Source organism: Streptomyces sparsogenes subsp. cuspidosporus, assembly GCF_039532705.1.
Taxonomy (GTDB): domain Bacteria; phylum Actinomycetota; class Actinomycetes; order Streptomycetales; family Streptomycetaceae; genus Streptomyces; species Streptomyces sparsogenes.
This window is the reverse complement of record NZ_BAAASD010000017.1, coordinates 84,558-104,706: the sequence shown is the minus strand read 5'-3', so window position 1 is coordinate 104,706 and position 20,149 is coordinate 84,558. Positions and strand designations below refer to the sequence as shown.

The 20,149-nt window shown below is 71.6% G+C and carries 19 protein-coding genes; 11 read left to right on the top strand and 8 right to left on the bottom strand.

Features of this window, described 5'->3' with window-relative positions; genetic code table 11:
* Positions 1-21 precede the first annotated feature (21 nt).
* On the bottom strand, positions 22-1,389 hold the full coding sequence (locus tag ABFY07_RS21260; protein WP_346176017.1) for an NsdA family TPR-like regulatory protein: 1,368 nt from the start codon (positions 1,387-1,389) through the stop codon (positions 22-24).
* Positions 1,390-1,591: 202 nt separating this feature from the next.
* Here ABFY07_RS21260 and ABFY07_RS21255 point away from each other — a divergent pair, with 202 nt between their 5' ends.
* From ABFY07_RS21255 to ABFY07_RS21225, 7 genes are all read left to right on the top strand, one after another.
* Positions 1,592-1,723: a lasso RiPP family leader peptide-containing protein gene (locus ABFY07_RS21255; protein WP_346176016.1), complete on the top strand. Its 132-nt coding sequence runs from the start codon at positions 1,592-1,594 to the stop codon at positions 1,721-1,723.
* A gap of 231 nt (positions 1,724-1,954) precedes the next feature.
* Positions 1,955-3,136 (top strand): asparagine synthase-related protein, encoded by a 1,182-nt coding sequence (locus ABFY07_RS21250; RefSeq protein ID WP_346176015.1) that lies wholly within the window; start codon positions 1,955-1,957, stop codon positions 3,134-3,136.
* Positions 3,076-3,726: an asparagine synthase-related protein gene (locus ABFY07_RS21245; protein ID WP_346176014.1), complete on the top strand. Its 651-nt coding sequence runs from the start codon at positions 3,076-3,078 to the stop codon at positions 3,724-3,726. The genes ABFY07_RS21250 and ABFY07_RS21245 overlap by 61 nt, the downstream gene beginning before the upstream one ends.
* A complete protein-coding gene (locus ABFY07_RS21240) occupies positions 3,710-4,015 on the top strand; it encodes a PqqD family peptide modification chaperone (RefSeq protein WP_346176013.1) in 306 nt (101 codons plus the stop codon). The genes ABFY07_RS21245 and ABFY07_RS21240 overlap by 17 nt, the downstream gene beginning before the upstream one ends.
* On the top strand, positions 4,012-4,434 hold the full coding sequence (locus ABFY07_RS21235) for a lasso peptide biosynthesis B2 protein (protein ID WP_346176012.1): 423 nt from the start codon (positions 4,012-4,014) through the stop codon (positions 4,432-4,434). The genes ABFY07_RS21240 and ABFY07_RS21235 overlap by 4 nt, the downstream gene beginning before the upstream one ends.
* A gap of 88 nt (positions 4,435-4,522) precedes the next feature.
* On the top strand, positions 4,523-4,981 hold the full coding sequence (locus ABFY07_RS21230) for a hypothetical protein (protein WP_346176011.1): 459 nt from the start codon (positions 4,523-4,525) through the stop codon (positions 4,979-4,981).
* Entirely contained in the window at positions 4,969-5,547 is a 579-nt protein-coding gene (locus ABFY07_RS21225; protein ID WP_346176010.1) for a hypothetical protein, read from the top strand. Before ABFY07_RS21230 ends, ABFY07_RS21225 begins: the two co-directional genes overlap by 13 nt.
* Before the next feature lie 199 nt (positions 5,548-5,746).
* Here the strand turns inward: ABFY07_RS21225 and ppdK are convergent, their stop codons facing one another.
* The gene (ppdK, locus tag ABFY07_RS21220; RefSeq protein ID WP_346176009.1) at positions 5,747-8,473 is read right to left on the bottom strand and encodes a pyruvate, phosphate dikinase; all 2,727 of its coding nucleotides are present in this window, start codon (positions 8,471-8,473) and stop codon (positions 5,747-5,749) included.
* 539 nt (positions 8,474-9,012) lie between these two features.
* On the opposite strand from ppdK, the gene ABFY07_RS21215 reads away from it, so the two are divergent.
* Positions 9,013-10,404: an MGH1-like glycoside hydrolase domain-containing protein gene (locus tag ABFY07_RS21215; RefSeq protein ID WP_346176008.1), complete on the top strand. Its 1,392-nt coding sequence runs from the start codon at positions 9,013-9,015 to the stop codon at positions 10,402-10,404.
* Here ABFY07_RS21215 and dusB read toward each other — a convergent pair.
* Complete coding sequence (gene dusB, locus ABFY07_RS21210) at positions 10,367-11,500, bottom strand: tRNA dihydrouridine synthase DusB (RefSeq protein WP_065959110.1); 1,134 nt, start codon at positions 11,498-11,500, stop codon at positions 10,367-10,369. The two genes, ABFY07_RS21215 and dusB, sit on opposite strands and share 38 nt — an antisense overlap.
* A gap of 165 nt (positions 11,501-11,665) precedes the next feature.
* On the opposite strand from dusB, the gene ABFY07_RS21205 reads away from it, so the two are divergent.
* On the top strand, positions 11,666-13,120 hold the full coding sequence (locus tag ABFY07_RS21205; RefSeq protein WP_346176007.1) for an MFS transporter: 1,455 nt from the start codon (positions 11,666-11,668) through the stop codon (positions 13,118-13,120).
* On the opposite strand, the gene ABFY07_RS21200 is transcribed toward ABFY07_RS21205, so the two are convergent.
* Entirely contained in the window at positions 13,093-13,986 is an 894-nt protein-coding gene (locus tag ABFY07_RS21200; RefSeq protein ID WP_470070532.1) for a helix-turn-helix transcriptional regulator, read from the bottom strand. The two genes, ABFY07_RS21205 and ABFY07_RS21200, sit on opposite strands and share 28 nt — an antisense overlap.
* A gap of 101 nt (positions 13,987-14,087) precedes the next feature.
* On the opposite strand from ABFY07_RS21200, the gene ABFY07_RS21195 reads away from it, so the two are divergent.
* Positions 14,088-15,536: an MFS transporter gene (locus ABFY07_RS21195; RefSeq protein ID WP_428836975.1), complete on the top strand. Its 1,449-nt coding sequence runs from the start codon at positions 14,088-14,090 to the stop codon at positions 15,534-15,536.
* A gap of 49 nt (positions 15,537-15,585) precedes the next feature.
* Here the strand turns inward: ABFY07_RS21195 and ABFY07_RS21190 are convergent, their stop codons facing one another.
* Together ABFY07_RS21190 and ABFY07_RS21185 are read right to left on the bottom strand one after the other, a co-directional pair.
* Positions 15,586-16,230, bottom strand: coding sequence for a response regulator transcription factor (locus ABFY07_RS21190; protein ID WP_346176006.1), 645 nt, complete (start codon positions 16,228-16,230; stop codon positions 15,586-15,588).
* On the bottom strand, positions 16,218-17,408 hold the full coding sequence (locus ABFY07_RS21185; RefSeq protein WP_346176005.1) for a sensor histidine kinase: 1,191 nt from the start codon (positions 17,406-17,408) through the stop codon (positions 16,218-16,220). The genes ABFY07_RS21190 and ABFY07_RS21185 overlap by 13 nt, the downstream gene beginning before the upstream one ends.
* 181 nt (positions 17,409-17,589) lie before the next feature.
* Here ABFY07_RS21185 and ABFY07_RS21180 point away from each other — a divergent pair, with 181 nt between their 5' ends.
* Positions 17,590-18,114, top strand: coding sequence for a hypothetical protein (locus ABFY07_RS21180; RefSeq protein ID WP_346176004.1), 525 nt, complete (start codon positions 17,590-17,592; stop codon positions 18,112-18,114).
* 24 nt (positions 18,115-18,138) lie between these two features.
* On the opposite strand, the gene ABFY07_RS21175 is transcribed toward ABFY07_RS21180, so the two are convergent.
* Together ABFY07_RS21175 and ABFY07_RS21170 are read right to left on the bottom strand one after the other, a co-directional pair.
* Positions 18,139-18,441 (bottom strand): hypothetical protein, encoded by a 303-nt coding sequence (locus ABFY07_RS21175; RefSeq protein WP_346176003.1) that lies wholly within the window; start codon positions 18,439-18,441, stop codon positions 18,139-18,141.
* A gap of 159 nt (positions 18,442-18,600) precedes the next feature.
* Complete coding sequence (locus ABFY07_RS21170; RefSeq protein WP_346176002.1) at positions 18,601-19,983, bottom strand: glycine--tRNA ligase; 1,383 nt, start codon at positions 19,981-19,983, stop codon at positions 18,601-18,603.
* Positions 19,984-20,149: the final 166 nt, after the last annotated feature.

The following is a 20,149-nucleotide window of genomic DNA, read 5'->3' as shown; positions in this document are numbered from 1 at the left end:
CAGTGATCCGCTGCACGGTGATCAGCCGGGCCTCAGGAATTCGATGGCCCGCTCATCCAAGTCAGCCGCGCAGCGCAGACCGCGGGCGCGGAAGCGGGTGAGGTCCCTGCGCATTCGAGTCACGGCCTTGCGGGTGCGGACGGATCGCACACCATCCATGTGGTCCATCGCCCGATTCCACGTGGCGCATGCTTGCTCGATGCTGCCGCCCTTGAGCTGCATCTCGGCGCTCGCCACCAGGTCGAGGGCGACGATCCGCGCGTAGCCGGCTGGCCGAGACGCGGCGGCCCGCGCGTACTGCTCCGCTGCTGTCTTTCGGTCGCCCAACGTCTCGTAGACCTTCGCGTTGCGCGAGTAGACCGTTGCGGCGGGCGGCCCCCAGGTGAGGGCCCAGAACGGCACCTCGTCCCCCCGGTCGGCGGCCAGGAGGCTGCGCGCCCGCTCAGCCTCAACAATGGCTGCCCGCCGTTGCCCGGACTTGGCCAGGGTGTGAGCGTGCACGACGCGGAACAGGGCTTCCGTCTGCACGTCGACCTTGCCCTCGGCCCGGCCGAGGCCGGTCTCGGCCAGGGCCTGGCAGTGCTCGGGCCGGTGCAGCTTGAGCCCTTGCATCGCCATCGTGCGCATCACGAATCCGTCGTGGCCGGGAACACCGGACTCGACGGCGAGTGCGTAGGACTGCAGGTAGTAGCGCTGGGCGAGGCCCTGTTGCCCTGCGTCGTAGGACTTCCAACCGAGCAGGTGTACGCCGCGGCTGGCGGCCGAGAGCATGTGCTGGCGGATCTTCTCGGTTCGGAAGCGGCCTCGGCACAGTGGGGTGACGTCGTCGCGCAGGTATTGCACCAGGGCGCTCCGACCGTGCTGGCCGCCGTGACGTTCGTCCATCTCTGAGAAGAGTCTCACCATGTCGCGGACCGCGGCGACTTCGGCCATGCCGATGGTCTGGCCGGTGCGGGCGGCGGTGGTCCGGTCGGCGATTTCTCGGACGTACGACAGCGGCAGACCGGCGGCAGCGACCGAGTAGGCGGACGTGGTGAGGAAGCGGCGCCGGTCCAATTCGTTCCTCCACATCGGCAGCAGGGTGTCCAGTGGATCCTCGCCGAGCGACAGCCCGAGGCTGTCATCCTCCTCGTCACGCGGCGCGAGCCCCAGGTCATGAAGGGTGAGCAGACGACCGAGTCGTCGGGAGAGTGCTACGGCGAGGCAGCGGCCGGTGTCGCCTGCAGGGACGACACCGCTGATCCAGTGCTCGATGGTCGACTTGTTGGTCCGTAATGCTGTACCGCACTCGGCGGCTACGGCGCGTACCGCCTTGGCCAGGGCCGCATAGGTCAGCCCGGACTCGGCGACGAGGTCCTTGAGCTGGTAATTCGGGGTGCGCTTGGTCATGAATGCCTGCCCGTATACCTGATATACCGCTTGCCCTGCCCCACACCGTACCGCCAGCGGCATGACCTGGGTTGACTGTGCGTCAGCGCCAAGCGGTCGGGACCCATGCAGCTCCCCCGGCTCCGGCCGCTCGGCCAGGTACGACGTCCACGGCGTGTCCACTCCCGGGCACGCGGGACGGAACACCATGGAGGTAGGACTCATGAACACGCAGACCGCCACCGCTCCCGTGTACACCGCTCCGGTCGTCCTGGACGCCGGCACGGTCGTCGAGGTGACGCTGGGCACCGCGACCTTCGACACCGCCGACGACACCCAGTACAAGAACGACTGATCCGCAGGCTGCCTGGGGCCGGGCGGGTGTGCGCCCCGGCCTGGCCCCAGGCTTGAGCGGCGTCGGGTCTGCAGTTAGGGCCGTTAGGGGAAGGGCCGGCAGCCCGGCGCCTCTCTATGTCGACCGCCGAAGGCGATGACCGGACTTACAGGGAGTGGGCGGCTGATGCGGTGGAGTACGGGGTGGTACGGAGCAAGCGAGCCTGACCGGCTGCCGAGGAGCGGCGAGCCGGTGCCCGGCATAGCGGCGGCATGGGCTGTTGGCCGGCCTGCCGGCCAGGTCCGGTCGGCACGCTCAGGCCCGCTGGCACTGGCAGTCATCGGTGACTGTGGCGTCGACGACGAGCAGCTGCACCAGGCGCTGACGACCGTGCGGGCGAGAGACTGGAACGCGCTGACCCGCTGGCCCGGCTCATACCTGACCATCGCGTGCAGCGGCGAATCACTGGCGGTGATCGGCGATCTGGCGGGCCAGCACCCGGTCTATTGGCGGCCGGAACCCACAGGAACGTGGTGGTCCACGTCAGCCAGCGCGCTGGCCGCGCTGGATGGGGCCCCGTTCGATCCGACCGCTCTTGCCGCCCACCTGGCCCTGGCGCAACCGGATGTCTTAGGGGGACGGAGCCTGTTCCGCGCAGTGAGCCGCGTACCAACCGGTCAACTGCTGGTCCTCACCCCCAGCGGAGCGAGCACCATTCGCTACGAGCCGGTCAGCTACCAGCCGATGAGCCTTTCCGATGCCGCTCCGCAGGTACGGGCAGCGCTGAGCGAGGCGGTCGATACGCGCCTGGATGGCACCGGAGCGGCGAGTGCGGACCTGGCCGGGCTGGACTCCACGACGCTGGCATGTCTCGCTGCGCGGCGCGGGCCGGTCACCGCGGTGACTTTCGCTGATTCCCGGCTGAGGGACGACGATCTCGTCTACGCGGTGCGCACAGCTGCTGCGGTACCGGAGCTCACCCATCACACAGTGCCCGGCGGCGACGAGACCGTGTACTACAGCGGCCTGGACGACCTGTCTTCTCTGCCGCTGACTGACGCGCCCAACGCGTACGCCGTCACGGCCGCCATCAAACGTGCGGTGCTGGCTACCGTTGCCGAGCATCAGGCGGTGGGCGTCCACTTCACCGGGGCGGCCGGGGATGCAGTGCTGTCCGCGCCGTCCTCCTACCTGGCCGATCTGCTGCGCGACCGGCAGTACCGCCGAGCTTTGACGCACGCGCATGCCCACGCTCGCCTGCGACACGTCTCCCCCGGACCGTACTGCGGCGCGCCCGCCCGGCCTCGCGCGTGGGCCTCTCCGACGCCTGGCGCCACACCGCCACCGAACTGCGCCGCGCTCCCCGCGAGTGGGTGCCGCAGGCAGAGCGTCCCATCTCCTGGACGCCCCTGCTGGCCACCGCCGACTGGATGAGCCCCGAGGTGCGCAACCAGCTGGCGGAGGCCCTGGATGCGGCCGCCGACGAAATCCCCGAGGAGCCCAGGCATCTGACTGCTTGGACGGACCGGCAGGACCTCGCCAGGGTCGGGACAGACACCAGCGGGCTGTGTGAACTCGCCTGGGCCGAATACGGCATGGAGATCGCCGCCCCATTCCTGGACAACGAAGTGATCCGGGCCTGCCTGGCTGTTCCCGCCGACCAGCGCGGCACACCTGGCCGGTACAAGCCGCTGCTGGGCGAGGCTTTCGCTCACACCGACGTCGTGCCGGACTTCGTCCTGTCCCGCGCGACCAAGGGCGGGTTCAATGCGCTCGCCTACGCAGGACTCACCCGACACGCGGCGGTCCTTGCCCATCTACTCGGCCCGACCTCTCGCCTTTCCGCCGTCGGGCTGATCACCCAAGCTCCAGTAGAGCGCATGCTGCAGCGCGCCGCAGCCGGGCAACCGACCGCCCAAGGCGCCCTGCACCTCGCTGTCAGCGCCGAGGTCTGGCTGCGTCAGATGGAGACCACCACGACCACCTCATGGTGGGAGGTGAGCAACCATGTGGCAGCTGCGTGAAGGTGCCCACGCGATCCTCGCCGACGACGGCGGGGCCATTCTCGACGAGCACAGCGGCCGCTGGAGCCACCTGACCCCGACCGCATCGGCCGCAGTCATGCTCCTCTTGGCCGGCACCGCCGAGCACCACGCCGTCGAGCAGTACGCCAACCGCTACGGAATCAGCACGGTGCAGGCCGCTGCCGACGTCCGGGCCGTGGCTGATGCTCTCACCGCTCAGGGACTCGCCGTCACCGAGACCGCGAGCGCGAGCGCGAGGCGTCCCTGGTGGCGGAGGTGGGGGCGATGACGAGCATGGAGGCGTACTCCACCGTCCGCTCCGGAACCCTCCTTGAGCGATGTGCCGCGACGATCGGCCTCGCCCTGGCCCTGGTGCTGCTGCGGCTGCCCTTCCGGCACACCGTCCGGGCAGTCCGCTGGGCACGGCGGGCAGGCTGGCGGCCGCTGACTGCCGTGAGGGCCGAAACGCTGGTCAGTGCGGTCAGGCACACAGGCCGCCTGTGGCCCGGCCGCGCCGCGTGTATGGAGACCTCGCTCGGCGCCGTGCTCGCGGCCGCACTCCTCGGCCGCCGTCTGCACTGGTGCCTGGGCGCCCGGTTCTCTCCGCCGCCGGTGGAGTACCACGCCTGGGCCGAACTGCCCGGCGGCGGGCCGATCGGCGAGTACATCGAGGCAGGCTGGCACCACCCCACCGCCCTCACCATCTGACCGCCGCCATACCGCAGGCAGCGTGTCCCTCACCCGCCCGGAGCAGTTGACGGATACGCGTACCCCGATCCCCTCGAAGGAGTGATCCTTGAGCGCCATCGCCCTGGCCGCCGCGTCTGTCCCCGAGCACCACTACACCCACCACCAAGGCCGCGGCGCCACCCCGCACCGCTCCAATCCCGCCGTCATCCACCGCGAGCTGGGCACGCTGGAAGTCGGGCCGGGCTTGAACGTCGTCGAATTCGGCACCGGTTCCGGCTACTCCGGCGCCCTCCTCGCCCAGCTCGTCGGCCCCACCGGGCAGGTGACCAGCCTCGACGTCGACACCTACCTGACCCGCTGGGCCAACCTGATCCACCACGAGCGGGGCCTGGACAACATCCGCTGCCACACCGCCGACGGCACGGCCGGCTTCCCCGCCCGAGCCCCGTACACCGGATGGTGGCCTGGTGCACCCCACCGCTCCTGCCCCAGGCATGGGTCGACCAGGTCGTCGACGGCGGCCTCATCGTCGCCCCGCTGCCGATCGCCTCCGTGCCCAACATGACCGTCGTCGCAAAGATCCGCGTCCGCGGCAGCCGGCCGCACGTCGAGCAGATCTTCAACGGCGGGTACATCGAGGCCACCACCTCACCGAAGGGCGATCTCGACTTGCCGGGAAGGTGGGTGGACTGGGAGAACCGCGTCCCGGCAGCCTCGTGGATCTCCATCGCATGGCGGGCGGAGGATGACCACCTGCACACCGGGGCACGATCCGCCCTGGAGCAGCTCCTGAACGGAACGCACACCGAGCTGTACGCCGGCGCCGAGGTCGGCTGGTCAAGCTGGCGGACCTTCGCCGGCACCTTCGGCGGCCGGCAGCTCACGATGGCGGGACTCCACCCGGACCTGTGGGCGATCGGCCACTCGACCGAGAGCGGGGCTGCTGTCATTCAACAGGATGGCAAAATCATCGCCGACCGGGCCGGCTCGCCATCCCTGGCCATCCTGCGCGGATGGCTCGCGGACTGGGAGAAGGCTGGTCGGCCCGCCCCCGAGTGCTACACCCCGAGCCTGGTGCGCCAAGACGATTTCCCAGGCGGGGTCGGCTGGGCCTTGCGGCTATCCCTGTGATCGCTCCCGCCCCGTACCTGCGTTGCCTTCGTGACGTACGGGCGGCCTCGTCGTTTCCGTCACACCCGACGTGTCCCAGCAGGTCGGCAGCAGATGAGGGGGCGGCACCTCCGCACAGGTGCCGCCCCCTTTGCGGGCCGGAGTCAGCGGTGGGGCTGAGGGTAGGGGCCCCGGGCCGAATCCGGTGGTTGGTGAGCCGTTACCGCTCGATGACCGCCGCGCGGCCGGATTCCAGGCGGGCGACCGGGATGCGGAACGGGGAGCAGGAGACGTAGTCCAGGCCCACCTCGTGGAAGAAGTGGACGGACTCCGGGTCGCCGCCGTGTTCACCGCAGACGCCGAGCTTGAGGTCGGGGCGGGTGGCGCGGCCGGCTTCGGCGGCGCTGCGGACCAGGGAGCCGACGCCGTCCTTGTCGATGGTCTCGAAGGGGCTGACGCCGAAGATGCCCTTCTCCAGGTAGGCGGTGAAGAAGCTGGCCTCGACGTCGTCGCGGGAGAAGCCCCAGACCGTCTGGGTGAGGTCGTTGGTGCCGAAGGAGAAGAAGTCGGCGGACTCGGCGATCTGAGCGGCGGTCAGCGCGGCGCGCGGCAGCTCGATCATGGTGCCGAGGGTCAGCTTGAGGTCCACGCCCCGGGCGCGCTCCACCTCCTCGATGACCTTTTCGGCCTCCTCGCGGACGATCTCCAGTTCCTGGACCGTGCCGACCAGCGGGATCATGATCTCGGCGCGCGGATCGCCCTTGGCGCCCCGGCGCTCGGCGGCGGCCTCCGCGATGGCCCGGACCTGCATGGCGAAGAGTCCGGGGATGACGAGGCCGAGGCGCACCCCGCGCAGGCCCAGCATCGGGTTCTGCTCGTGGAGGCGGTGGACGGCCTGGAGCAGGCGCAGGTCGTTCTCGTTGTGGTCCTTGCGGGACTCGGCGAGGGCGACGCGCACCGACAGCTCGGTGATGTCGGGCAGGAACTCGTGGAGCGGCGGGTCGAGGAGCCGTACGGTGACGGGCAGCCCGTCCATCGCCTCGAACAGCTCGACGAAGTCGTCCTTCTGGAGCGGCAGCAGCGCCCCGAGGGCGGCTTCCCGCTCCTCGTCGGTGTGGGCGAGGATCAGCCGCTCGACCAGTTCGCGCCGCTCGCCGAGGAACATGTGCTCGGTGCGGCACAGGCCGATGCCCTGGGCGCCGAAGCGGCGGGCGCGGGCGGCGTCCTCGGCGTTGTCGGCGTTGGCCCGCACCCGGAGCCGGCGCACCCGGTCGGCGTAGGCCATGATCCGGTGGACGGCCCGTACGAGCTCGTCGGCGTCGTCGGCGCCCGCGTGCATCCGGCCCTCGAAGTACTCGACGACCGGGGAGGGGACGACGGGGACCTCGCCCAGGTAGACCTTGCCGGAGGAGCCGTCGATCGAGATGACGTCGCCCTCCTCGATCACCAGGCCGTCCTTGCCGTCGAGGCCGGGCACCGTCATCCGGCGCCGCTTGGTGTCGACTTCGAGCTCCTCGGCGCCGCAGACACAGGTCTTGCCCATGCCGCGGGCGACGACGGCGGCGTGCGAGGTCTTGCCGCCGCGGGAGGTCAGGATGCCCTCGGCGGCGATCATGCCGTCGAGGTCGTCGGGGTTGGTCTCGCGGCGGATGAGGATGACCTTCTCGCCGGACCGGGACCACTTGACCGCGGTGTACGAGTCGAAGACGGCCTTGCCGACGGCCGCGCCCGGCGAGGCGGCGATGCCGCGGCCGAGCTTGCGCACCGCGTCGCCGTCCGCCGCTTCCTCGTCGAAGCGCGGGAACATCAGCTGGGCGAGCTGGGCGCCGTTGACCCGCCGCAGCGCCTCGGCCTCGTCGATCAGGCCCTGGTCGACGAGCTGGGTGGCGATGCGGAAGGCAGCCCCGGCGGTGCGCTTGCCGACGCGGGTCTGGAGCATCCACAGCTTGCCGCGCTCGATGGTGAACTCGATGTCGCAGAGGTCCAGGTAGTGGTTCTCGAGGATCTCCATGATCCGCATCAGCTCGTCGTACGAGCCCTTGTCGATCCGCTCCAGGTCGGCGAGCGGCACGGTGTTGCGGATCCCGGCGACGACGTCCTCGCCCTGGGCGTTCTGCAGGTAGTCGCCGTACACGCCCTGCTGGCCGCTGGCCGGGTCCCGGGTGAAGGCGACGCCCGTGCCGGAGTCGGGGCCGAGGTTGCCGAAGACCATGGAGCAGATGTTGACGGCGGTGCCCAGGTCGTGGGGGATGCGCTCCTGGCGGCGGTAGAGCTTGGCGCGGTCGCCGTTCCACGAGTCGAAGACCGCCCGCACGGCGAGGTCCATCTGCTCGCGCGGCTCCTGCGGGAAGCCACGGCCGGTCTCCTGCGCGACGATGTCCTTGAACTCCGTGACCAGCCGCTTGAGGTCCCCGGCGTCCAGGTCGACGTCGACGGTCACGCCCTTGGCGCGCTTGGCGTCCTCGAGCGCCTCCTCGAAGAGGTCGCCGTCCACGCCGAGCACGGTCTTGCCGAACATCTGGATGAGGCGGCGGTAGGAGTCCCAGGCGAACCGCTCGTCGCCGGCCTGGGCCGCGAGGCCCGCGACCGAGTCGTCGGAGAGGCCGATGTTGAGGACGGTGTCCATCATGCCGGGCATCGAGAACTTGGCGCCGGAGCGCACCGAGACCAGCAGCGGGTCGTCCGGCTGGCCGAGCTTCTTGCCCATCTTCCGCTCGAGGGCGTCGAGGTGCGCACTCACCTCGTCGCGCAGGGCCGGGGGCTCCTCGCCGCTGGCGAGGTAGACCTTGCAGGCCTCGGTGGTGATGGTGAAGCCCGGTGGCACGGGGAGACCGAGATTGGTCATCTCGGCCAGGTTGGCGCCCTTCCCGCCGAGCAGGTCCTTGAGGTCCTTGTTGCCCTCGGTGAAGTCGTAAACGAACTTCTGCTGATCTTGTGTTTCCGGCACGGGACTCGAACTCCTCGGCTCGGCTGCCCTGACGGCGGGGAGCGTACCCAGATCGAAGGCGCCTGAGCATGTGCACTCCCCCGTCATTCGGCTGTAACCACCCGCCTGCCACGAGTTCGAAAGTCACTCGTACGAATGACGCCCCTGCCGCGTTTGATTCAAGTGTCGAATACATGCTTACGTTTCGACCACACCAAAACGCTCCGACGTCACCCTACGTCACTATTGGTTCGGCGTGTCGAACATCCAAAAGGTGGCACGGAGTGCCATGCCTTGGAGAGGTGAGCACAGTCCCGCGCCGCCGAGACCCCTCCGGATCACCGCTCATGTGAGCGAGGGGGCTATCAGAGTGGCGAGAATCACGCGCTCTGACGGGGTATCATCTCGCCTTTTGGATACAACGAGAGGGACCCCGCTCAAACGAGCACCTCGCAGGGGAACCCCCCGAACGAGCACGTTCCACGCAGCAGGCCCCGCCGCGCGCTCGGCTATCTTCGCCGTGACGGCAATACGAGGCCACGACCCTCTCGGAGTCCTTCGTGGAAAGCGGCGAGCCCCACCAGCCCGCGCCCCCGCGGCTGCTGCGCGGCGCCCGGCGGGTGCTCCTGGACAACTGGACCGGCACCTCCACGGTCCCCTCCCACGGCCTCTACCCGCACCAGTGGAGCTGGGACTCGGCCTTCATCGCCATCGGACTGCGCCACCTGTCGGCGCCCCGCGCCCAGCGGGAGCTGGAGACCCTGCTGTGCGCCCAATGGGACGACGGCCGGATCCCGCACATCGTCTTCAACCCGGCGGTGCCGCTCGACGCCTACTTCCCCAGCCCCGACTTCTGGCGCTCCTCCCGCGCGGGCGCGGCCGCCGGCGCCCCCGCGACCGTCGAGACCTCCGGCATCGTCCAGCCCCCCGTCCACGCGCTCGCCTGCCTGCTGGTGCACCGTGCCGACCCCCGGACCTCGGCCCGCCGCGGCTTCCTGGCCCGGCTGTACCCCAAGCTCGCCGCCTGGCACCGCTATCTGACCGAGGCCCGCGACCTGGGCGGCCACGGGCTGGTGGCCGTGGTCCACCCCTGGGAGCCCGGCATGGACAACAGCCCCTGCTGGGACGCCCCGCTGAAGCGGATCGAGCCCGCCGCGCCCGGCACCTTCCGCCGCGCCGACCTCCACCACGGCGCGGCCGCCGACCGGCCCACCGACCTGGACTACGGGCGCTATGTGCGGCTCGCCGCCGACTACCGGGACCGCGGCTACCGCGACGACGGGCCGCTACCCGCCTTCGCCGTGGAGGACCCGGGCGTCAACGCCCTGCTGATCGCCTCCGAACACGCGCTGGCCGAGATCGCCCCCGCCGTCGGCGCCGCCCCGGCGCCCCACCGGGCGCGGGCCCGGCAGCTCACCGACGCGCTGGTGGAGCGGCTGTGGGACCCGGCCACCGGGCTGTTCCTCTGCCGCGACCTGCGCGACGACACGCTGATCCCCGAGCGCGGCGCGGCCGGCCTGCTGCCCCTGATCGTCCCCGACCTGCCGCCCGCCCTCGCCGCCCACCTCATCCGCACCGCGACGGGCCCCCACTTCGGCCTGGGCGCCACCGCGCGCCTCGTCCCCAGCTACGACCTGCTGGGCGCCGCCTTCGACACGTCCCGCTACTGGCGCGGCCCCGCCTGGTTCAACGTCAACTGGCTGGTCGAACGCGGCCTGCGGCGGCACGGCGCCGCACCCCTGGCCGACACCCTGCGCTCCGCCGCCCTCGAGGTGGCCGTCTCCTCCGGCTTCGCCGAGTACGTCGACCCGTACACGGGCCAGGCGCGCGGCACCCGGGACTTCAGCTGGACGGCGGCGCTGGCGCTCGACCTGCTGGTGGCCGCCCCCGGACCCCGGCCCGGGCCGGCCCCGGTCACCCGCCCGAGGTGTCCAGCTCCGCGTCCGCGCTGACGCCCGCGCAGTCGTACGGGTCGTCCAGCCAGCCGTCCGGCAGGACGACCCGGTTGCGGCCGGAGGTGCGGCCGCGCGGGCCGTCCGCGCCCGCCGGCCACTCCTGGTCCAGGTCCAGCTCGGCGAGGAGGGCGTCGAGCTCGGCCAGGGAGGAGGTGATCGCCAGGCGCTTGCGCATCTCGGAGCCCACCGAGAAGCCCTTGGTGTACCAGGCGACGTGCTTGCGGAAGTCGATGACGCCGCGCTCCTCGTCCTCCAGCCACTCGGCCAGCAGCTCGGCGTGGCGCCGCATGACCGCCGCGACCTCCCTGAGGGTGGGCCGGGCCGGTGCGCCGCCGCCTTCGAAGGCCGCGACCAGGTCGCCGAACAGCCAGGGCCGGCCCAGGCAGCCGCGGCCCACGACCACGCCGTCGCAGCCCGTCTCGCGCATCATGCGCATGGCGTCGTCCGCCGACCAGATGTCGCCGTTGCCCAGCACCGGGATCTCGGGGACGGACTCCTTCAGCCGGGCGATGGCGTCCCAGTCGGCCGTGCCGCCGTAGTGCTGCGCCGCCGTACGGCCGTGCAGGGCGATGGCCGTCACGCCCTCCTCCACCGCGATGCGGCCCGCGTCGAGGTAGGTGATGTGGTCGTCGTCGATGCCCTTGCGCATCTTCATCGTCACCGGCAGCGAGCCGGCGCCGGTCACGGCCTCGCGCAGGATCGAGCGCAGCAGGTTGCGCTTGTACGGGAGCGCCGAGCCGCCGCCCTTGCGGGTGACCTTGGGGACCGGGCAGCCGAAGTTCAGGTCGATGTGGTCGGCCAGGTCCTCGTCCACGATCATCCGTACGGCCTTGCCGACGGTCACCGGGTCCACGCCGTACAGCTGGATGGAGCGGGGCTTCTCGGAGCCGTCGAAGTGGATCAGCCGCATGGTCTTGGCGTCGCGCTCGACCAGCGCCCGCGTCGTGATCATCTCGCTGACGAACAGCCCCTTGCCGCCCGAGAACTCACGGCAGAGGGTGCGGAACGGCGCGTTGGTGATCCCGGCCATGGGCGCGAGCACCACCGGCGGGGTCACCGTGTGCGGTCCGATCTGCAGCTGCGTGGCGGTCATGGAAGGGGCGTCCTCGGGTATCTCTCGGGTATGCGGTCAGGGCGGCGGACTTCTCATTGTCCCGCACGCCCGGACCCGGATGCGCCGGGCCCGGTTGACGGCCCGACCCGGATGCGCCGGAGCCGGATGACGGCCCGGCCCGGATTGTGGATGTAGCGTTCAAACATGCCTGAGCTGAGCCACCGCCGGCGCATGCTCGTGCTGGCGATCTGCTGCATGAGCCTGCTGCTCGTCAGCCTCGACAACACGGTCCTCAATGTCGCCCTGCCCTCGATGCGGCGTGAGCTGCACGCCTCCGTCTCCGGGATGCAGTGGACGATCGACGCGTACACGCTGGTCGTCGCCGCGCTGCTGATGCTCGCGGGCTCGACGGCGGACCGGGTCGGGCGCAAGCGCACCTTCCAGACCGGCCTGGTGGTCTTCACCCTCGGCTCCGCGCTGTGCAGCCTCGCGCCGAACCTGGAGGCGCTGGTGGCCTTCCGGATGGTGCAGGCGGTCGGCGGCTCGATGCTCAACCCCGTCGCGATGTCGATCATCGCCAACACCTTCACCGAGCCCAAGGAGCGGGCCCGGGCGATCGGGGTGTGGGGCGGGGTCGTCGGCATCAGCATGGCGGCCGGGCCGCTGGTGGGCGGGGTGCTGGTGCAGTCGGTCGGCTGGCGCTCGATCTTCTGGCTCAATCTGCCGATAGGGCTCGCGGCCGTGGTGCTGACCGCCCGGTACGTGCCCGAGTCGCGCGCCCCGCGGCCGCGCCGGGCCGATCCGGTGGGCCAGCTCCTGGTGATCACGCTGCTCGGCTCGCTCACGTACGCCATCATCGAGGCGCCCGACCGGGGCTGGGGCTCGCCGCTGATCGCCGTGTGCGCCGCGGTCGCGGCCGGCTCGCTGGCCGGGCTCGTGGCGTACGAGCGCCGCCGCGCCGAGCCGCTGATCGAGCTGCGCTTCTTCCACAGCGTGCCCTTCAGCGGGGCCACGGTCATAGCGGTGAGCGCCTTCGCGGCGCTGAGCGGCTTCCTGTTCCTGAACACGCTGTACCTCCAGGACGCGCGCGGGCTCAACGCGCTGCACGCGGGGCTGTGGATGCTGCCGATGGCGGCCATGTGCTTCGTGTTCGCGCCGCTGTCCGGGCGGCTGGTCGGCAGCCGTGGGCCGCGGCTGCCACTGCTGCTGGCCGGGGCGGCGATGGGGATGAGCGGGGTGCTGTTCGCGGCCTTCGACGCCCAGGCCACCGACGGCCTGCTGCTGGCCGGGTATGTGCTGTTCGGCATCGGCTTCGGCCTGGTCAACGCGCCCATCACCAACACCGCGGTGTCCGGCATGCCGCGCACCCAGGCCGGGGTCGCGGCCGCCGTGGCCTCCACCAGCCGCCAGGTGGGCGCCTCGCTGGGGGTCGCGGTGATCGGCGCGGTGCTGTCCTCCGGGGCGTCGGGCAGCGCCGCCCGGTTCACCGAGGCGGCCCGCCCCGCCTGGTGGATCATCGCCGGGTGCGGGGCAGCCGTGCTGCTGCTCGGGGTGGTGACCACGGGCCGCTGGGCGGCCGCCACCGCCCGGCGCGCCGCCACGCTCTTCGGCGACGAGGAGCGCGCGCCCGCTCAGACCTCGGCGAGCACCAGCGCGTGAAGCTTCTCCAGGCGCTCGTGTGACTCGCCGTCCACCGGGGTGTAGACCGTCACCTTCGGTCCCGGGTTCGGGCCGGTCCACAGGGTGGTGGCGGTGAGCCGGAGCAGGCCCACCCGCGCCTGGCGGAAGACCTTGACCTTGTTGCTCGGCCGCAGCACCTCGTGCCGGGCCCAGACCTCGCGGAACTCGGGCGAGGCGTCCTGGCACCGCTTCAGCAGCGCCTTCCACGCCGGCTCGGCCAGGTGCTCGGCCATCGAGGCCCGGTACTTGGCGGCCATTCCCCGGATCGTCTCCTCCCGGTCGACCATGCTGTCGCGCCAGACGGGGTGGGTGAGGGCCAGCCACAGACAGTTGCGGTCCTCCGGGGGCACCGCGTCCATGTCGCACAGCAGCCGCCCGTAGGTGCGGTTGTACGCGACGATGTCGAACCGCGAGTTCTGCACACAGGCCGGGAACGGCTCCAGCTGCTCCAGCATCAGCCGGAGCGCCGGCGTCACGCCCGTGCACTCGTTGCCGGGGCTCGGGTCCACGGCCCCGGCCAGCGCGAACAGGTGCTCGCGCTCGCTGCGGTCCAGCAGCAGCGCGCGGGCGATGGAGTCGAGGACCTGCGCGGAGACATGGATGTCCCTCGCCTGTTCGAGCCACGTGTACCAGGTGACCCCCACCGCGGCGAGCTGGGCGACCTCCTCGCGGCGCAGCCCGGGCGTGCGCCTGCGCGGGCCGCGTGGCAGGCCGACCTGCTCGGGGGTGATCCGCTCGCGCCGGCTGCGCAGGAACGCCGCCAGCTCGCCCCGGCGTACGTCCCCGTCGGCGGGCCGTACGGCGGTCACGGACTGTACGGCGGTCTCCTGCACCATCGTGGTCATGGCTCCAGGGTGCCGGAAGACTCAGCCGGTTGCCAGGTAGTTCTGGTACCAGGATAAGAACACTCTGGTACCCGTCTGAGCGGGGCGGGATCGTCGTATCCGTGAGCCAGACAACCCTCCGTACCCAGAACCCCGCCCCCGCGGAAACCAGAACCCCGAGTGGCGCCGGCGGCGCGCTGACCGCCCTCGGGCTGTTCACCGTCCTGCTCGGCGGGTCCCTCCCCCTCATCGACTTCTTCATCGTCAACGTCGCCCTGCCCGCCATGGACCGCGATCTGAACGCGGGCCCCGCGCTGCTGGAGCTGGTGGTCGCCGGGTACGGCGTCGCGTACGCCGTGCTGCTGGTCCTCGGCGGCCGGCTGGGCGACACCTTCGGCCGGCGCAGGCTCTTCCTCGCCGGAATGGCCGCCTTCGGGCTGACCTCCCTCGTCTGCGGTCTGGCGCCGGACGCGTGGAGCCTGGTGGCGGGCCGGGTGGCGCAGGGCGCCTCGGCGGCGCTGCTGCTCCCCCAGGTGCTCGCGACGATCCACTCCACCACCTCCGGGCCGCGCCGCGCCCGCGCGGTGAGCCTGTACGGCGCCACGGCCGGCCTGGCCATGGTGGCCGGGCAGATCCTCGGCGGTGTGCTGGTGGCCGCCGACCTCGCGGGCACCGGGTGGCGCGCGGTCTTCCTGGTCAATGTGCCGGTCGCGCTGGCCGGGCTGGCCCTCGCGGCCCGTACGGTGCCGGAGACCCGCTCCGAGCGGCCCGCGCCGGTCGATGTGCCGGGCACCGGGCTGCTGGCCCTCGCCCTGGTGGCGCTGCTCCTGCCGCTGACCGAGGGCCGCGCGGCGGGCTGGCCGCTGTGGACCTGGCTGCTGCTGGGCACCTTCCCCGTCGCGGCCGCCGCCTTCTACGCCGTCGAGCGGCGCCTGGAGTCCCTCGGCCGCGTCCCGCTGCTGCCGCCGAGTCTGTTCGCGCTGCGCGGGCTGCGCCGGGGCCTGCTGATGATCCTGCCGTTCGGCGCGGGCTTCGGCGGCTTCATGTTCGTCATCGCGGTCGCCCTGCAGCAGGGCCTGCGCTACGGGCCCGTCGAGGCCGGCCTGGCGCTCACGCCGATGGCCGTGAGCTTCTTCGCGGCCTCGCTGATGGGGCCGCGCCTGGTGACCCGCTACGGCAACCGGGTGGTGACGGCGGGGGCGGTGATCCAGGCCGTGGGCGTCGTGCTGCTGATGCTGGCCGTCCACCGGGGCTGGACCGACCTGTCGCTGACCGACCTGCTCCCCGGCATCGCGGTGGCCGGCTTCGGCCAGGGGCTGCAGCTTCCGGTGCTGATCCGCGGCATCCTCGCCGAGATTCCCGCCGAGCGGGCCGGGGTCGGCAGCGGCGTGATGGTCACCACCCAGCAGTCGGCGCTGGCCCTGGGCGTGGCCACGCTCGGCACGCTCTTCGTCTCGCTGGCCCCGTCGGTGGGCATGGGTGACGCGCTGGTCAGGACGCTGGCCCTGCAACTCGCGGGGATCGTGGTGACCGGGCTGCTGAGCCTGCGGCTGCCGCGGGCGCTGGGGTGAGCGGGCGGCCCGGCCCTCGCCCCGGCTCCTCGCTCCGGTGTCCGGCTCCTCACCCCACGCCGAGGAAGCGCAGCACCGCCAGCACCCGCCGGTGGTCGCCGTCCGCCACCGGCAGGTCGAGCTTCACGAAGATGCTGTTGATGTGCTTGGCCACCGCCGACTCGCTGATCGCCAGCCCCTCCGCGATCCCCGCGTTGGACCGTCCCTGGGCCATCGCCTCCAGGACCTCGCGCTCGCGCGGGGTGAGCCGGTCGAGCGGGTCGCGGTGGCGGCGGACCAGGAGTTGGGCGACGACCTGGGGGTCGAGGGCGGTGCCGCCGGAGGCGACGCGGCGCAGGGCGGCGATGAAGTCCTCGACGTCCGCGACCCGTTGCTTGAGCAGATAGCCGATTCCGCTGGTGTGCGCGGTCAGCAGGTCGGCGGCGTACCGCTCCTCCACGTACTGGGACAGCAGCAGCACCGCCGTGTCCGGCCACTGGCGCCGGATCAGCAGCGCGGCGTGCACGCCCTCGTCGGTGAAGCCGGGCGGCATCCGGACGTCGACGACGGCGATGTCCGGGCGGTGCTCCTCGACGGCCGCGAGCAGCCCGTCCGCGTCGTCCGTCTCCGCCGCGACCTCGAACCCCGCGGTCTGCAGGACCTTCACCAGGCCGATCCGCAGCAGGACCGAGTCCTCGGCGATCACAGCACGCACGGCAACTCCACGGTGATGACGGTCGGGCCCCCGCGGGGGCTGCTGAGGTCGAACGTCCCGTCCACGGAGCCCACGCGCCCCACGAGCCCCGTAAGGCCGCTGCCCCGGCCGGGATCGGCACCGCCGACCCCGTCGTCGGCGATGACCACCCGCAGTATGTCGCCCGTCCGTACGACCGTGACCTCGGCCTCCGTGGCCCGCGCGTGCTTGGTGACGTTGGCCAGCGACTCGGAGACCACGAAGTAGGCGACGGCCTCGACGGTGGGCGCGGGGCGCTCGGGGAGGTCGACGCGCAGCCGCACCGGGAGCGTGGCGCGGGCGGCGAGGCCGGACAGGGCGGCGTCGAGCCCGCGGTCGTCGAGGACGGCCGGGTGCAGCCCGCGCACCAGGTTGTTCAGCTCCTCGATGGCTTCCTTGGCCTCCCGGTGCGCCTCGTCGATGACCTTGCGGGCCTCTTCGGGCAGGTCGCCGAGCGTGGCCTTGGCGAGGCCCAGGTTGACCGCCATGGAGACGAGGCGCTGCTGGGCGCCGTCGTGCAGGTCGCGTTCGATGCGGCGGCGTTCGGCGTCGGCCGCGTCGACCGTGCCCGCGCGGCGCTCGGTCAGGTCCTCGACCCGGCGCTCCAGCTCCTTGGCCGGGTCGGGGCCCAGCATCGCGGTGGCGAGGCGGACGTCGAGCCGGGAGAGGGCGCCGATGAGCCAGTACGCGAGGGCCAGCAGGGCCAGGCCGAGCGCGGTGAGATACGCCTCCACCATGGCGGCCGGCACGAACTTCGGCCGCCCGACCAGCGGTCTCCAGAGGAACACGGTCGCGCCCTCCAGCCCCACCACGGCGAGGATCCAGGCCAGCAGCCCGCCGCAGGCGATGGCCGGCGCGGCGAGCAGGTTGTAGCGCACCTGCCACCCCCAGCGCGCCGGGCCGGGGATGTCGACACCGCGCAGGGCCGCGAAGCGGCGCCGCTGCGTCCGGGTGAACGCCGGGCTGAGGGCGGCCAGGGCACCGACCGGCAGGGCGACGTTGAGCAGGACGGCCGGCAGGGACGCGGCCTGGTCGTAGATCAGCCAGGGCACGCTCATCACCAGCAGGGCGAGGAACTGCACGGCTATGCCCGCGAGCCCGAATACCGCGTCGCGCCGCAGCCGCTCGAGCGCTGCTCGCGGCGCGGTGGGGAGTCTCATGCGGCGACCTTAAACCGCCGCTCGGGACGCGTCGTTCACGCCCGTGCCCGGATCGGGGGTGCACCTGGTGCCACCCCCGTTCGGCAACCCGTGTTACCGACAGGGGCGGTCGCGCCGAGGAGGCTGGTGGACGTGCCCGGGGAGCAGCCGAACCGCGCCGGGCCGGAAGGAGAACAGCTCGATGACCGCCCTGTACGCCTCCGCCTCGACGGCCCCCGCGCCCACGGCCCGCACCGCCCGCGCGGATCGCGTCACGCCCCGCCGCCGGGGCCGGCTCGGCCGCCGTTTCCGGGTGGAGTGGGTGCTGCTGGGCAGCGGCGCGGCGCTGCTCCCCTGGCTCGTCGTCCTGGCGACGACGCTGCCGCCCACGGCGCGGGTGGGCCACTGGAACGCGGCATGGGCGGGCCTGGACGCCCTGGAGGCGCTCGGGCTGCTGACCACCGGCCTGCTGCGGCGCCGGGGCGACGGCCGCCACCGGCTCACCGCGGCGGCGACCTGCGCGCTGCTGGTGGTGGACGCGTGGTTCGACACCGTGACGGCGGCCCCGGGAGCCGAGCTGTGCGCGGCCCTGGCCATGGCGGTGTGCGCGGAGCTGCCGCTGGCGGCGGTGTGCGCGGCGCTGGCCCTGAGGAAGGCCCCCGGCGCGGATCTCGGGCGACGGCGACCTCGGGCGACGGTGACCTCGGGTGACGGTGGCCTCGGGTGACGGTGGCCTCGGGTGACGGTGGCCTCAGGTCCGGGACGTGGCCCACCACAGGACGACCGCCGCGATCAGGAAGCAGACCGTCATCGTCCACATCACCTGCCGCCGCGCCCGCGCGTCGGCCGTCATGGTCGGGCTGCCGACCGCGCCGTGGGCCTGGGCGAGGTGATCGAGGCCCTTGTGCCGGGCGCCGCCGTAGGTGATCTGCTCCTCCCAGTCGCAGTGCAGACACTCGAGCATCCGCCGCTGCCGCGCGCCGTATCCGTAGCTCACCTCGAAGACGGTGCCGTCCTCCCAGGTGGCGGTGATGTGATGCGTCACACCTCGCATGTCTCCAGAACCCCCGTTCCCGCAGAGCCACGGCGAAGAGCCGCGGAAAAGAGCCACAGAAAGAAAAGAGCCACAGAAGGTGACGGGCCCTGGCGCCGCGGCAGTCTACCCGCGGCGCCAGGGCCCGTCCCGGCGTGATCGCCTGACGACCCGCCCTGATCAGCAGCCGATCAGTCGGCCGCCCAGGTAGGACTGGATCTGGTCGAGGGAGACCCGCTCCTGCTTCATCGTGTCGCGCTCGCGCACGGTCACCGCGTTGTCGTCGAGGGTGTCGAAGTCGACGGTGACGCAGAAGGGCGTGCCGATCTCGTCCTGGCGGCGGTAGCGGCGGCCGATCGCACCCGCGTCGTCGAACTCGATGTTCCAGTGCTTGCGCAGGTCCGCCGCGAGCCCCTTGGCCTTCGGGGAGAGCTGCGGGTTGCGGGACAGCGGCAGCACGGCGACCTTGACCGGCGCGAGGCGCGAGTCGAGCCGCAGCACGGTGCGCTTCTCCATCTTGCCCTTGGCGTTGGGCGCCTCGTCCTCGACGTACGCGTCGAGGAGGAAGGCCAGCATCGCGCGGCCCACGCCGGCCGCCGGCTCGATGACATACGGCGTCCAGCGCTCGCCGGCCTCCTGGTCGAAGTACGACAGGTCCTGGCCGGAGGCCTGGGAGTGGGCCTTCAGGTCGTAGTCGGTGCGGTTGGCCAGGCCCTCCAGCTCGCCCCACTCCGAGCCGCCGAAGTTGAAGCGGTACTCGATGTCGGCGGTGCGCTTGGAGTAGTGGGAGAGCTTTTCCTTGGGGTGCTCGTACCAGCGGATGTTGGCCTCCTGGAGGCCGAGGTCGCGGTACCAGTTCCAGCGCTGCTCCATCCAGTACTCGTGCCAGGTCTCGTCCTCGCCCGGCTTGACGAAGAACTCCATCTCCATCTGCTCGAACTCACGGGTGCGGAAGATGAAGTTGCCCGGCGTGATCTCGTTGCGGAAGGACTTGCCGATCTGGGCGATGCCGAAGGGCGGCTTGCGGCGCGAGGTCTGCTGGACGGCCAGGAAGTTGGTGAAGATGCCCTGGGCGGTCTCGGGGCGCAGGTAGGCGACCGAGCCGGAGTCCTGGGTCGGCCCGAGGTGGGTGGAGAGCAGGCCGGAGAACTGCTTGGGCTCGGTGAAGCTGCCCTTGGTGCCGCAGTGCGGGCAGTTGAGGTCCGCCAGGCCGTTCTCGGGCAGCCGGCCGTGCTTGGCCTCGTACGCCTCCTCCAGGTGGTCCGCGCGGAACCGCTTGTGGCAGGAGGTGCACTCGGTCAGCGGGTCGGTGAAGGTGGCGACGTGGCCGGACGCCTCCCAGACCTCGCGGGCGAGGATCACCGACGAGTCGAGACCGACCACGTCGTCGCGCGAGGTGACCATCGAGCGCCACCACTGGCGCTTGATGTTCTCCTTCAGCTCAACGCCGAGCGGTCCATAGTCCCAGGCGGCCCGCTGCCCGCCGTAGATCTCGCTGGACGGGTAGACGAAGCCACGGCGCTTGCTCAGGCTGACGATTGTGTCGATCTTGTCGGCGGCCACGGTGCTCTCTTCATTGATGACGGCTGATGACGACGGATGGATGGACGACAAAGCGAATGCTTCAGGTTACCGGCGGCGGCACCCCTCGGATCAAATCGGTAAGCGAAGCGATCAGGAATCAGATCGTTGTTGACAATCGTTTCCAACTTTGTTGAAAATGAGAGTC